Genomic DNA, 13,172 nt, shown 5'->3' with positions numbered 1-13,172 from the left:
TGCGCCCCACGCCCCGGTTCGCCGGGGCGTACTTTTTCCAGGTTTAGCCTTTCCCATGCATATCCAGATTCTCGGCTCCGCCGCCGGCGGTGGCTTTCCCCAGTGGAACTGCAATTGCGTCAATTGCGACGGCTTCCGCAAGGGCACCCTCAGGGCCCAGGCCCGTACCCAGTCCTCCATCGCCCTGTCCGACGACGGGGTGAACTGGATCCTGTGCAACGCCTCGCCTGACATCCGCGCCCAGCTGGCCGGCTTCGCCCCGCTGCAGCCGGCGCGGGCCCTGCGCGACACCGGCATCCGCGCCATCGTCCTGCTGGACAGCCAGATCGACCACACCACCGGCCTGCTCAGCCTGCGCGAGGGCTGCCCCCACCAGGTCTGGTGCACCGAGATGGTCCACCAGGACCTCACCACCGGTTTTCCGCTGTTCAACATGCTCGAACACTGGAACGGCGGGCTCAGCTGGCAGCCCATCGCCCTGAGCGGCAGCTTCACCATTCCAGCCTGCCCGAATCTGGAATTCACGCCCTTTCCGCTGCGCAGCGCCGCGCCGCCCTATTCGCCCCATCGCCACGATCCGCATCCGGGCGACAACCTGGGGCTGCTGGTCCATGACAGACACACCGGCGGCAAGCTGTTCTACGCCCCGGGCCTCGGCCAGCCGGACGCCGCCCTGCTGGAGCTGATGGGCCAGGCCGACTGCCTGCTGGTGGACGGCACCCTCTGGACCGACGACGAGATGCAGCGTCGCGGCGTGGGCACCCGGACCGGCACCGAGATGGGCCACCTGCCGCAGAGCGGTCACGGCGGCATGCTGGAGGTGCTGGCCGGCTTCGCGCGCCAGCGCAAGGTGCTGATCCACATCAACAACACCAATCCGATCCTGGACGAAGACTCCCCCGAACGCGCCATCGTCGCGCGCCAGGGCGTGGAAGTCGCCTGGGACGGGATGTCCATCGAGTTGTGAACGCCATGCCCAACGCCCTCACGCCCGCCGAATTCGAAGCCGCCCTGCGCGCCAAGGGCGACCTCTACCACATCCACCACCCCTATCACGTGGCCATGTACCAGGGGCGCGCCAGTCGCGAGCAGATCCAGGGCTGGGTGGCCAATCGCTTCTACTACCAGGTCAACATCCCGCTCAAGGACGCCGCCATCCTGGCCAACTGCCCGGATCGCGAGATCCGTCGGGAGTGGGTGCAGCGCATCCTCGACCACGACGGCGAGCCCGGCAGCGAAGGCGGCATCGAGGCCTGGCTGCGCCTGGCCGAGGCCACCGGCCTGGATCGCGAGCAGGTGCTCTCCCAGGAACTGGTGCTGCCCGGGGTACGCTTTGCGGTGGACGCCTACGTCAACTTCGCCCGCCGCGCCTCCTGGCAGGAGGCCGCCAGCAGCTCCCTGACCGAGCTGTTCGCGCCGCAGATCCACCAGTCGCGGCTGGACGCCTGGCCGACCCACTACCCCTGGATCGATCCGGCCGGCTACGAGTACTTCCGCACCCGCCTGGGCCAGGCGCGGCGCGACGTCGAGCACGGCCTGCAGATCACCCTGCAGCACTACACCACCTGGGAATCCCAGCAGCGCATGCTGGAGATCCTGCAGTTCAAGCTGGACATCCTCTGGAGCATGCTCGACGCCATGAGCATGGCCTACGAACTGCACCGACCGCCCTATCACAGCGTCACCGCCGAGCGTCGCTGGCACCGAGGAATCGACCTATGAGCTTCGACCGTACCCAGGTGCCGCGCTGGCGTCCCGGCTACCGCTTCCAGTTCGAGCCGGCGCAGGACGCCCATGTGCTGCTCTATCCCGAGGGCATGATCAAGCTCAACGACAGCGCCGCCGCCATCGGCGGGCTGATCGACGGCCAGCGTGACGTGGCCGCCATCATCGAAGCCCTCGACGAACGCTTCCCCGGCGTCCCCGAACTGGGTGCGGACGTCGAACAATTCATGGAGGTCGCCCGTGCCGAGCACTGGCTCCTGCTCGGCTGATACGTCGCTGCCTGGAGTGCCCATGCAACTCCCGCAGCCGCCGGTCATAGCCAAGCCGAATGTCGGCCTGCCGCTGTGGCTGCTGGCCGAGGTCACCTATCGCTGCCCGCTGCAGTGCCCCTACTGCTCCAATCCCCTGGACTTCGCCGCCCAGGGGCGCGAGCTGACCACCGAACAGTGGTTCAAGGTGATGGCCGAGGCACGGGAGATGGGCGCGGCCCAGATCGGCTTCTCCGGGGGCGAACCCCTGGTGCGCCAGGACCTCGCCGAGCTGATCCGCGAGGCGCGCCGGCTGGGCTACTACACCAACCTCATCACTTCCGGCATCGGCCTCACCGAGGCGCGCATCGCCGACTTCAAGGAAGCCGGCCTGGACCATATCCAGATCAGCTTCCAGGCCAGCGACGAACAGGTGAACAACCTGCTGGCCGGCTCGAAGAAGGCTTTCGCCCAGAAGCTGGCCATGGCCAAGGCGGTCAAGGCCCATGGCTACCCAATGGTGCTCAACTTCGTCACCCACAGGCACAACATCGATCGCATCGACCAGATCATCGACCTCTGCCTGGCCCTGGAAGCCGACTTCGTCGAACTCGCCACCTGCCAGTTCTATGGCTGGGCCGAGCGCAATCGCGCCGGTCTCCTGCCGACCAGGGCCCAGCTGGTGCGCGCCGAAGGTATCACGAACCAGTACCGCGCGCGTCTCAAGGCCGAGAACCATCCCTGCAAGCTGATCTTCGTCACCCCGGACTATTACGAAGAGCGCCCCAAGGCCTGCATGGATGGCTGGGCCAAGCTGTTCCTGACCATCACGCCGGACGGCACCGCCCTGCCCTGCCACGGCGCCCGGCAGATGCCCATCGCCTTCCCCAACGTGAAGGAGCAGGATCTCAGGCATATCTGGTACGACTCCTTCGGCTTCAACGTCTACCGCGGCTACGACTGGATGCCCGAGCCCTGCCGCTCCTGCGACGAGAAGGAAAAGGACTACGGCGGCTGCCGCTGCCAGGCCTTCATGCTCACCGGCGATGCGCGCAACGCCGATCCGGTCTGCGCCAAGTCGCCGCACCACGACCTCATCCTCGCCGCCCGCCAGGAAGCCGAGACCGCGACCCAGCGGATCGAGGACCTGCAATTCCGCAACGAGCGCAATTCGCGGCTGATCGCCAAGGCTTGAAGCCAGCGGCGGCGCCAGGCACGCCAAGGTCGTCGGCGGAATCCGGTCCCCCGCGCCAAGGCGCAGGCTAGTCGACGGGACTCACCACCCACGGCTCCGAGGCATTTGCCTCCCGGCCGGGCAGTGACCATACTGCCCGGCCGGACCTTTTCACCTCGTCGTCATGCCCTCGATACGCCCGCTGCGCCCTGCCGATATCCCCGCCGTTCTCGATATCCAGGCGGCCACCTACCCCGCCGACCTGCTCGAAGACCGCGCCTTCTACGTCAATCGCCTGGAACTCGCCCCGGAGCACTGCTGGGCGGCGACCGATGCCGAGGATCGCCTGCGCGGCTATCTGATCGCCTATCCCTGGGACGACGGCCTGCCACCGGTGCTGGGGGCTCGCCTGGAGCAGCTGCCGAGCGAGGCTTCCACCTGGTTCCTGCACGACTGCGCGGTGCACCCCGCCGCCCAGGGCCAGGGCGTGGCCGGGCGGCTCTATCGCCACGCCAAGGGCCAGGCCCGGCGCGCCCGCCTGCGCCAGGGGCGGCTGGTGTCGCTGTCCAACGCCATCGGCTACTGGCAGCGCCACCACTATCATCCGGTTCCCGCCGACGCCGCGCTCAAGGCCAAGCTGGCCGGCTATGGCGCCGGCGCCTGCCTGATGCAGCGCACCCTCGAGACCCCGGACAACGAGCAGGCATAAAACCTGCAAATCTAAATGCAAGTATTTCGCTTTCGCCTTAACATGGTCCAGCCCAGGAGGGCTTCTGCCGCCCGGCGCTCTGGCGCGGGCATCTTGATCGCCGCTACAAGGAATCCCTGATGAACATCGCTCCAGCGTCTTCGGCCAAGGGCCGGCGCGTCTTTTCCGTTACCTTGTTGGCCGCCCTGCTGGCGCTGGGTGGGCAAGCCGTCCAGGCGCGCTCCAGCTTCGAAGCCCCCGATCCGGACTACCACGGCGAGATCAAGGTCAGCCCCGTCACCGGCACCGCCATTCTGGCCGGCAGCGAGGTGGCGCTGGACGGCCGCGGCTTCACCCCCGGTCAGCAGATCACCCTGTCCCGCGGCGGCGTGGCGCTCAACCCCGACGCCGCCTACGTGGCCGACGCCCAGGGCAACTTCAAGGCGACCCTGCGCATCCCCGAAGACGCCGCCCCCGGGCAGCACCCCATCGTCATCAGCACCGCCCAGCCTTCGGGCGCCGCGGTCTTCCCGCTCAAGGTCTCGCCGGTGGTGCCGCTATCCGGCGCCGACGCCTATAGCCTCACCGCGGTCAAACTGGTCCCCGGCCTCTACCAGGTGGACAGCAGCGCCAAGACCGGCGCCCTCTTCGTCACCTCGGCCGTGGGCCGCCCGCCTGTCAAGGTCTCGCAACTGCTCAAGCTCGACCCCAAGGACCTGGCCATCGAACGCCAGCTCACCCCGGCCGCCGCCCCCGGCGCGGAGGCCGGTGTCTACGCCGTCTACGGCGTGGGCGTGGACGATCGCAACGGCACCGTCTGGACCACCAACACCCGGCAGAACACCGTGGCGGTCTATCGCCAGAGCGACCTGGGCCTGGTCAAGCAATTCGAACCCGGCCTCGTGCCCCATGCCCACACCGTGGTGGTCGACGAGAAACTCGACCGCGCCTTCGCCTCGGCGGCCATGACCCCGGACATCGTCAGCTTCGACGCCAAGACCCCGGCCGTGCGCAAGCACATCACCATCGAATCGGGCGTGCGCGGCGAGCAGTTCGCCGTGGTCGGCATGCACCTGGACCCGGCGGTGCACAAGCTCTACGCCGTCAGCCTGAAGACCAACGAAGCCGCGGTGATCGACGCCAAGACCGAGCAGGTCGAGAAGGTCTTCCCGATCCAGGGCGCCAAGACCCCCATGGGCGTGGCCCACGATCCCCAGACCGATCGCCTGTTCATCACCGCCCAGGGCAGCGACAACCTGCTGATCGTCGACGCCAAGACCGGCAAGACCCTGCACAACGTCACCACCGGCGCCGGGGCGCTAAACGTGGCCTTCGACCCGGTCAAGCGCCTGGCCTACGTCACCAACCGCGGCGCCGGCACCCTGACCGTGGTCGACCCGGACGGCACCATCAGGGCCAACCTGGAGCTGGGCACCTATCCCAACCACGCGGTGGTGGACGCCAAGGGCGTGGTCTACGCGGTCAACAAGGCCAAGGGGCAGGATGATGCCGAGGGGGATCGGATTACGCGGGTAGTGGCCAAGTAACAAGCCTGCAGCCCCTGGCTTGGGCTGGGGGCTGCTTTCGTAGGTTGGGTTGAGCGTTAGCGAAGCCCAACGTTGCAGGGCCTCACACTTGTTTAGTAGGTGCCATGGCTACTTATTGAGCGCTTGGAGAGTTTTTGTTTCGCCCACCCGGGCGAGTTACTTTTTGCATTCGCCAAAAAAGTGAGTCGCCCGGGTGGGCGAAACAAGAACCTTCAAAGCACTCGATAACCAGCCCTGGCACCCAATAGCACAGGCGTTAGGCTTCGCTTCGCTCAACCCAACCTACGTCCTACGCCCGCCCCACAAACAACGACGCCCACCGGATCACTCCAGCGGGCGCCATCCAAGGGGGCGACTGAGGGGAAAACTCACCCCTCCAGCGACTCCACCCCCAACTCATCCCACACCGCCTCCGCCAAGTGGAAGGTGGCATTGGCCGCCGGGATGCCGCAGTAGATGGCGCTCTGCATGATCAGCTCCTTGAGCTCCTCCCGTGTCACCCCGTTGCTGCGGGCGGCACGCAGGTGCAGGCGCAGTTCGCCTTCGCGATTCATGCCGATCAGCATGGCGATGGTGATCAGGCTGCGGGTGTGCCGCGGCAGGCCCGGGCGGGTCCAGATGTCGCCCCAGGCGTGGCGGGTGATCATCTCCTGGAATTCTTCGTTGAAGGGGGTCAGCTTTTCCAGGCTGCGATCGACGTGGGCGTCGCCCAGCACCGCGCGGCGGACCTGCATGCCGGCTTCATAACGTTCTCTTTCGTCCAAGATCGACTCCTTCAGGCGCTCAAAAAGGCCAGCACGCGCTGGGTAAAGGCAGCGCCCATCTGCACGTTGGACAGGTGGGCGGCGGGAAACTCGACGTACTCGGCGCCCGGGATGCGCTCCTGCAGGAAGCGGCCGTCGGCCGGGGTGGTCACGGCGTCGTGGCGGCCGGCGACGATCAGCGTCGGCGCGCGGATGGCGTCCAGTACCTCGCGGAAGTCGGCGTCGCGCACCGCCGCGCAGTTGGCGGCGTAGCCCTGGGGCGAGGTGCCGGCGAGCATGGCGACGATGCGGTCGACCCGGTCCGGCTCGGCGCTGGCGAAATCGGGGGTGAACCAGCGACCGATGGAGGCGTCGCGCAGGTCGCGCATGGCCTGCTCGCCGCCGGCTTCGACGGTCTGGATGCGCCCGTTCCACACCTCGGGGGTGCCGATCTTGGCGGCGGTGTTGCACAGCACCAGACGGGTGATCCGCTCGGGGGCATTGATGCCCAGCCACTGGCCGATGGAGCCGCCCATGGACAGGCCGCAGAAGGCGAATTGGTCGATGCCCAGGGCGTCGGCCAGGGCCAGGACGTCACGGCCGTTCCCGTCCATGCGATAGGGGCCGGGCGTCACCAGGGAGGCGCCATGGCCGCGGGTGTCGTAGCGCAGCAGGCGAAAGCGCTCGCTGAAGGCGGCGGCCTGGTCGTCCCACATGGCCAGGTTGGTGCCCAGGGAGTTGGACAGGATCAGCACGGGGGCGCCCGCGGGGCCCTCCAGTTGGTAGTTCAGGTCGCCATCGGCGAGACGTACGCTGGGCATCAGGCAGTCCTCTGGTCTAGGGATGGGCAAGCAGGGTGCGGTGTTCGGCCAGGGCGCGGGTTACCCAGGCGCGGGCCTGGCCCTGATAATGGGCAGGGTCCAGCAGGCGATCCAGCTCGGCGCTGGAGAGTTCGGCGGTCACTTCCGGCGTATCGCCCAGTACCTGGCGCAGGTGACGCTCCTCCTGGACGGCGCGCTTGCAGCTCTGCTCCACCAGGTGATGAGCGGCCTCGCGCCCCAGCCGTCCGGCCAGGGCGATGCTGACCGCCTCGGCCAGCACCAGGCCGTGGGTCAATTCCAGGTTGGCCTGCATGCGCGCGGCGTCGACCTCCAGCCCGGCGACGATGGCCTGGGCCTGCTGCAGGGCGCCGGCGACCAGGCAGAACAGCTCCGGCAGGGTTTCCCACTCGGCGTGCCAGAGCCCCAGGCTGCGCTCGTGCTCCTGGGGCATGGCGGAAAACAGGGTGCTGACCAGACCCGGCGCGCGGGTGGCGGCGGCGATCAGCACCGCGGCGCCCACCGGATTGCGCTTGTGCGGCATGGTGGAAGAGCCCCCCTTGCCCGGCGCCGAGGGCTCGAAGACCTCGGCGGCTTCGGTCTGCATCAGCAGCGACAGATCGCGGCCCAGCTTGCCCAGGCTGCCGGCCACCAGGCCGAGCCAGGCGCCGACCTCGACCAGGCGATCGCGCTGGGTGTGCCAGGGTTGCTCCGGCAGGCTCAGCGCCAGCGCCCGGGCCAGGGCCTCGGCCACCGGCAGGGCCTGATCGCCCAGGGCGGCCAGGCTGCCCGAGGCACCGCCGAATTGCAGCACCAGCACCCGCGGCCGCAGTTCGGCCAGGCGCTGGCGGTGCCGAGTGATGGCGCCCAGCACCCCGGCCAGCTTCATACCGAGGGTCACCGGCGTCGCATGTTGCAGCCAGGTGCGGCCGGCCAGCACGGTATCGGCATGGCGCTCGGCCTGGATGGCCAGGGCCTCGGCCAGGTGCGCCAGGTCGGCGTCCAGCAGGTCCAGCGCCTGGCGGATCTGCAGCACCAGGCCGCTGTCCATGGCGTCCTGGCTGGTGGCGCCGCGATGCACATGGCGCTCGGCCTCGGGGTCCTGGGCGGCGATCTGCCGGCCCAGCGCCTTGACCAGCGGAATGGCGGAGTTGCCGGCGCTGACCACGGCCCGGGCCAGCTCGGCCGCGTCATACCGCTCGGCGCGGCAGGCGGCGGCGATGGGCGCCACCGCCGTCTGCGGAATCACTCCCACCGCCGCCTCGGCGCGCGCCAGGGCCGCCTCGAAGTCCAGCATGCCCTGCAGTCGGCCGTGGTCACAAAACACCGCGCGCATGGCGGCGCTGGTGAAGTAGGCGTCGAATAGCAGGTTGGACATGAAGGACTCCTCTCGCTTAGTGGTCGTGATGCAGATAGGTGGCTTGCCGCGGCAATCTCAGGCTGACCAGGAAGGCCACCGCCAGCATTACCGAGACATAGATGTAGAAGACTTCTTCATGCCCCTGGGTCTTGAAGCTCAGGGCGACGAATTCCGCCGAACCGCCAAAGATGGCATTGGCCACCGCATAGGACAGGCCCACGCCCAGGGCGCGCACTTCCGGCGGGAACATCTCCGCCTTCACCAGGCCGCTGATGGAGGTGTAGAGGCTGATGATGGCCATGGCCAGGCAGATCAGCAGGAAGGCCACGAAGGGACTCTGGACGCTGGCCAGCGCCGTGAGGATCGGCCAGGTGCAGACCGTGCCCAGGCCGCCGAACAGCAGCATGGAGGCGCGCCGGCCGATGCGGTCGGAGAGCATGCCGAACAGCGGTTGCATGAGCATGAACACCAGCAAGGCGCAGGTCATCACGCCGCTGGCGGTCTTGGCGTCCATGCCGCTGGTGTTGACCAGGTACTTCTGCATGTAGGTGGTGAAGGTGTAGAAGATCAGCGAGCCGCCGGCGGTGTAGCCAAGCACGGTGAAGAAGGCCGCCTTGTGATGCTTGAACAGGCCGCTGAGGGTACCGGCCTCCTTGTTGGCGCGGGTCTCGGCGGTGGTGGTCTCTTCCAGCGAGCGACGCAGGAACAGCGAGACCACGGCCGCGGCGGCGCCGACCAAGAAGGGAATCCGCCAGCCCCAGGCACGCAGGTCGGCATCGCTCAGGACCTGCTGCAGGATCACCACCACCAGCACCGCCAGCAACTGGCCGCCGATCAGGGTGACGTACTGGAAGGAGGCGAAGAAGCCGCGCTGGCCACGCAAGGCCACCTCGCTCATGTAGGTGGCGGTGGTGCCGTATTCACCACCCACCGAGATGCCTTGCAGCAGGCGCGCGAGCAGCAGCAGGGCCGGCGCCGCGACGCCGATGCTGGCATAGGTGGGCAGGCAGGCGATGGCCAGGGAGCCGGCGCCCATCATCAGGATGGAGATGACCATGGAGGTGCGCCGGCCGTACTTGTCGGCGACGCGCCCGAAGATCCAGCCGCCCAGGGGGCGCATGAGAAAGCCCGCGGCAAAGACGCCGGCGGTGCTCAGCAGCTGCACGGTGGGATCGCTCTTCGGGAAGAAGGCGGCGGCGAAATAGATGGAACAGAAGGCGTAGACGTAGAAGTCGAACCATTCCACCAGGTTGCCGGACGAGGCGCCGACGATGGCGAAGATGCGCTTCTTGCGCTCCTCGAAGCTGTAATGCGGGTGAGTGCTCATGGAGATCCTTAATTATAGGTATGGATGGACGGGGGACAGCCTACCGCCATCGGACCAGGAGAGACACACGCGGTTACAGGGGATGTGGGCATGGATTGAGGCTAGCAGTGGATGAAGTCTTGGTAGGTTGCCGAGGCGACCGCTCTAGGATCAGCTCTGGCTATCGCGGCCATGGGCCGCTCCTACAAGTACATCGAGCTCTTGTAGGAGCGGCCGCATCGGCGGACCGCCATGGCCGCGATTTGCCTCAGCGACAAAGCCTCAGATCCCGTCCACCCGCTCCACCGCCAGCGCCAACCCCTGGCCGACGCCCACGCACATGGTGGCGAGACCCAGGCGGCCGCCGGTCTTTTCCAGGTGGTGCACCGCGGTGAGCACCAGGCGGTTGCCGCTCATGCCCAGGGGATGACCCAGGGCGATGGCACCGCCGTTGGGATTGACCTTGGGGCTGTCGTCGGCCACGCCCAGTTCGCGCAGGACGGCGATGCCCTGGGCGGCGAAGGCCTCGTTGAGTTCGATGACGTCGAAGGCCTCGATGGACAGATCCAGTTGCTGCAGCAGCTTGCGCACCGCCGGGGTCGGACCGACGCCCATGATGCGCGGCGCCACCCCGCCGCTGGCCATGCCCAGTACCCGGGCGCGGGGCGTGAGGCCGTGCTTCTGCACCGCTTCCGCCGAGGCCAGGATGATCGCCGAGGCGCCGTCGTTGAGCCCCGAGGCATTGCCGGCGGTCACGGTCCGGTCCGGGCCGTTGACCGGCTTGAGCTTGGCCAGGCCTTCGGCGGTGGTGTCCGGACGCGGATGCTCGTCCTGCGTCACCACCAGGTCACCCTTCTTACCCTTGATGATCACCGGAACGATTTCCTCGGCGTAGTAGCCGGATTCCTGGGCCGCCGCGGCACGCTGCTGGCTGCGCAGCCCGAAGGCGTCCTGGTCGGCGCGGCTGACGCCATAGTCGGCGGCGACGTTGTCGCCGGTGACCGGCATGCTGTCGACGCCGTAGGCCTCCTTCATCGCCGGATTGATGAAGCGCCAGCCCAGGGTGGTGTCCTCCAGTTTCTGGCCGCGACCGAAGGCGCTGTCGGCCTTGCCCATCACATAGGGCGCGCGGGTCATGGATTCCACACCGGCAGCGATCACCAGCTCCATCTCGCCGAGGGCGATGGCGCGATAGGCCTGGCCCACCGCCTCCATGCCCGAGGCGCAGAGGCGGTTGAGGGTCACGCCCGGCACCGTTTCCGGTAGTCCCGACAGCAGCACTGCCATGCGCGCCACGTTGCGGTTGTCCTCCCCGGCCTGGTTGGCACAGCCCATGAACACCTCGTCCACCGCCGTCCAGTCCACCTGGGGATTGCGCTCCCGCAGCGCCTTGAGCGGAATGGCCGCCAGGTCGTCGGCGCGCACCGCGGAAAGTCCGCCGTTGAGCCGGCCGATGGGAGTCCGAATGGCGTCGCAGATATAGACGGGGCGACTCATTCCTCAGCTCCTTTCTGGCCGCCGTGGGCGGCATTGGTCCGGGCCTGCAGATCACGCAGGGCCGCGAGTTCGGTCGCCGTCGGCGCCGCGCTGGTGGCGACCTGGTCGGCGAAGCGGATGGTCCAGCCGGTGGCGGCCACCACCTGCTCGCGGGTCACCCCGGGATGCAGGGCGGTCACCACGAATTCGTGGGTGCCGGCTTCCGGCTCCATGATGCAGAGGTCGGTGATGATGGCGGTCGGGCCCTTGCCCGGCAGACCCAGCTGCTGGCGATGATCGCCACCCTCGCCGAAGCCCACCGAGGTGATGAAGGCCAGCTTGTCGACAAAGCTGCGGTGCGACTGCTTGAGGATGATCAGCACCTCCTTGGCCGAGCCGGCGATCTCCGGCGCGCCGCCGGCGCCCGGCAGGCGCACCTTGGGCTGGTGGTAGTCGCCGATCACCGTGGTGTTGATGTTGCCGAAGCGGTCGACCTGGGCCGCGCCCAGAAAGCCGACGTCGATGCGTCCGCCCTGCAGCCAGTAGCGGAAGATCTCGCCGGTGGGCACCACGGTGTCGGCGGTCTCGGCCAGTTCGCCGTCGCCGATGGACAGCGGCAGCACCGAGGGCTTGGCACCGATGGGGCCGGATTCGTAGATCAGCACCACGTCCGGCGCATGGGTCAGGCGTGCCAGGTTGGCGGCGGTGGACGGCAGGCCGATGCCGACGAAGCAGACGCTGCCATTGCCGAGGCGGCGTGCGGCGGCCACGGTCATCATTTCATTGGTGGTGAAGTCGCTCATGATTCAGGCCTCCGCAGCCAGCTTCGCCTGGAAGGCGGCGAAGTCCGCGGTACCGCGGATGTAGGTGTCGATCCACTGGGTAAAGGTGTCGCGATCGCGAGCGATCGGGTCCCAGGCCTGGTAGAAACGGTTGTCCCGCTCGTAGTAGCCGTGGGCATAGGACGGATGCGCCCCGCCCGGTACCACGCAGACCGCGCTGAGCGCCCAGGTCGGCAGCACACAGGCGTTCATCGGCGCCTGGAGGTCGTCGACGATCTCCTCCACGGTGACGATGCAGCGCTGGGCGGCCAGCGCCGCTTCCTTCTGCACGCCGAGGATGCCCTGGATCAGCACGTTGCCCTGGCGGTCGGCCTTCTGCGCATGGATGACGGTGACGTCGGGGCGCACGCTGGGCACCGCGGCGAGCTGCTCGCCGGTGAAGGGGCAGGCGATGAACTTGATGTCCGGATTGACCTTGGCCAGGTCCGAGCCCTGGTAGCCGCGCAGGACGGCGAAGGGCAGGTTGGAGGCGCCGGCGACATAGGCATTGGCCAGGGCCGCGTGGCTGTGCTCGGAAATCTCCAGCTTGTGCGGCCAGCCTTTTTCCACCGCATCGCGCAGCCGGTGCAGGGAGCCGACCCCGGGATTGCCGCCCCAGGAGAAGATCAGCCGCCTGGCACAGCCGGCACCGATCAGCAGGTCATAGACCAGGTCGGGGGTCATGCGCACCAGGGTCAGGTCGCGCCGATTCTGGCGGATCAGCTCGTGGGCGGCGGCGGTCGGAATGAGATGGGTGAAGCCTTCGAGGGCGACGGTGTCGCCATCGTGGACGAAGCGCTGGATGGCTTCGCTCAGGGACAGGATCTGGGCCATGGATTGTCGACTCGCGTCTTTGTTGTCGGCGCCGCCCGGTGCGGCGGTCTGGAGCCAGACTACAAAGCCCTACCCATGCAAACAATCCGATAATCGACTAACAGTTCGATTATCGAACAGCATCGTTTGTGGACTGTCGACCGCTTCGACGCGCAGCGCGCTGTTGCAGCGGCTACACTGCCCTCCCCTCATCCAGAGCCCAGCCGATGTCCGACAAGCCCCGCGCCTCCCTCGAAGGCATCACCCTCGAAGCCCTGCTCACCCGCCTGGTGGAGCATCACGGCTGGGAAGAACTCGGCCGACGCATCCCGCTGCGCTGCTTCACCCATGAGCCCAGTATCAAATCCAGCCTGACCTTCCTGCGCCGCACGCCCTGGGCACGGGAAAAGGTCGAGCAGCTCTATCGGCGCCTGCCGAAGCAGGGCTAAGGCA

General features: G+C 67.8%; 14 protein-coding genes. 7 read left to right on the top strand and 7 right to left on the bottom strand.

The window, feature by feature from the left end; genetic code table 11:
- The first annotated feature begins 55 nt into the window (after positions 1 to 55).
- The 6 genes from pqqB (at position 56) to AABM56_RS02955 (ending at position 5,382) form a co-directional block, all read left to right on the top strand.
- Entirely contained in the window at positions 56 to 967 is a 912-nt protein-coding gene (gene pqqB, locus AABM56_RS02980) for a pyrroloquinoline quinone biosynthesis protein PqqB (protein ID WP_133862263.1), read from the top strand.
- 5 nt (positions 968 to 972) lie between these two features.
- Positions 973 to 1,722, top strand: coding sequence for a pyrroloquinoline-quinone synthase PqqC (gene pqqC, locus AABM56_RS02975; RefSeq protein ID WP_133862264.1), 750 nt, complete (start codon positions 973 to 975; stop codon positions 1,720 to 1,722).
- Complete coding sequence (gene pqqD, locus AABM56_RS02970; protein ID WP_133862265.1) at positions 1,719 to 1,994, top strand: pyrroloquinoline quinone biosynthesis peptide chaperone PqqD; 276 nt, start codon at positions 1,719 to 1,721, stop codon at positions 1,992 to 1,994. The genes pqqC and pqqD overlap by 4 nt, the downstream gene beginning before the upstream one ends.
- A 22-nt stretch (positions 1,995 to 2,016) precedes the next feature.
- Positions 2,017 to 3,168: a pyrroloquinoline quinone biosynthesis protein PqqE gene (gene pqqE, locus AABM56_RS02965; RefSeq protein ID WP_133862266.1), complete on the top strand. Its 1,152-nt coding sequence runs from the start codon at positions 2,017 to 2,019 to the stop codon at positions 3,166 to 3,168.
- 163 nt (positions 3,169 to 3,331) lie between these two features.
- Positions 3,332 to 3,856, top strand: coding sequence for a GNAT family N-acetyltransferase (locus tag AABM56_RS02960; RefSeq protein ID WP_133862267.1), 525 nt, complete (start codon positions 3,332 to 3,334; stop codon positions 3,854 to 3,856).
- A 119-nt stretch (positions 3,857 to 3,975) separates the two neighbouring features.
- On the top strand, positions 3,976 to 5,382 hold the full coding sequence (locus AABM56_RS02955) for an ATP-binding protein (RefSeq protein WP_133862268.1): 1,407 nt from the start codon (positions 3,976 to 3,978) through the stop codon (positions 5,380 to 5,382).
- Positions 5,383 to 5,750: 368 nt separating this feature from the next.
- Here the strand turns inward: AABM56_RS02955 and pcaC are convergent, their stop codons facing one another.
- From pcaC to AABM56_RS02920, 7 genes are all read right to left on the bottom strand, one after another.
- The gene (gene pcaC / locus AABM56_RS02950) at positions 5,751 to 6,146 is read right to left on the bottom strand and encodes a 4-carboxymuconolactone decarboxylase (RefSeq protein ID WP_093257243.1); all 396 of its coding nucleotides are present in this window, start codon (positions 6,144 to 6,146) and stop codon (positions 5,751 to 5,753) included.
- A gap of 11 nt (positions 6,147 to 6,157) precedes the next feature.
- On the bottom strand, positions 6,158 to 6,946 hold the full coding sequence (gene pcaD / locus AABM56_RS02945; protein WP_347883825.1) for a 3-oxoadipate enol-lactonase: 789 nt from the start codon (positions 6,944 to 6,946) through the stop codon (positions 6,158 to 6,160).
- A 16-nt stretch (positions 6,947 to 6,962) separates the two neighbouring features.
- Positions 6,963 to 8,321 carry a 3-carboxy-cis,cis-muconate cycloisomerase gene (locus AABM56_RS02940; protein ID WP_133862270.1) on the bottom strand — a complete coding sequence of 453 codons (1,359 nt, stop codon included), beginning with the start codon at positions 8,319 to 8,321 and terminating at the stop codon, positions 6,963 to 6,965.
- Positions 8,322 to 8,337: 16 nt separating this feature from the next.
- Complete coding sequence (locus tag AABM56_RS02935) at positions 8,338 to 9,630, bottom strand: MFS family transporter (protein ID WP_263259577.1); 1,293 nt, start codon at positions 9,628 to 9,630, stop codon at positions 8,338 to 8,340.
- 261 nt (positions 9,631 to 9,891) lie between these two features.
- On the bottom strand, positions 9,892 to 11,106 hold the full coding sequence (gene pcaF / locus AABM56_RS02930; protein ID WP_133862272.1) for a 3-oxoadipyl-CoA thiolase: 1,215 nt from the start codon (positions 11,104 to 11,106) through the stop codon (positions 9,892 to 9,894).
- Positions 11,103 to 11,888 carry a CoA-transferase subunit beta gene (locus AABM56_RS02925; protein WP_133862273.1) on the bottom strand — a complete coding sequence of 262 codons (786 nt, stop codon included), beginning with the start codon at positions 11,886 to 11,888 and terminating at the stop codon, positions 11,103 to 11,105. The genes pcaF and AABM56_RS02925 overlap by 4 nt, the downstream gene beginning before the upstream one ends.
- Positions 11,889 to 11,891: 3 nt before the next feature.
- The gene (locus tag AABM56_RS02920; RefSeq protein WP_133862274.1) at positions 11,892 to 12,740 is read right to left on the bottom strand and encodes a CoA transferase subunit A; all 849 of its coding nucleotides are present in this window, start codon (positions 12,738 to 12,740) and stop codon (positions 11,892 to 11,894) included.
- Positions 12,741 to 12,946: 206 nt separating this feature from the next.
- Between AABM56_RS02920 and AABM56_RS02915 the strand changes: the two genes are divergently transcribed.
- Positions 12,947 to 13,168: a VF530 family DNA-binding protein gene (locus AABM56_RS02915; protein WP_027598793.1), complete on the top strand. Its 222-nt coding sequence runs from the start codon at positions 12,947 to 12,949 to the stop codon at positions 13,166 to 13,168.
- The last annotated feature ends 4 nt before the right edge of the window (positions 13,169 to 13,172 follow it).

This window comes from Pseudomonas aestiva (assembly GCF_039908605.1).
Taxonomy (GTDB): Bacteria; Pseudomonadota; Gammaproteobacteria; order Pseudomonadales; family Pseudomonadaceae; genus Chryseomonas; species Chryseomonas aestiva.
This window is presented reverse-complemented; position numbering and strand designations above follow the sequence as displayed.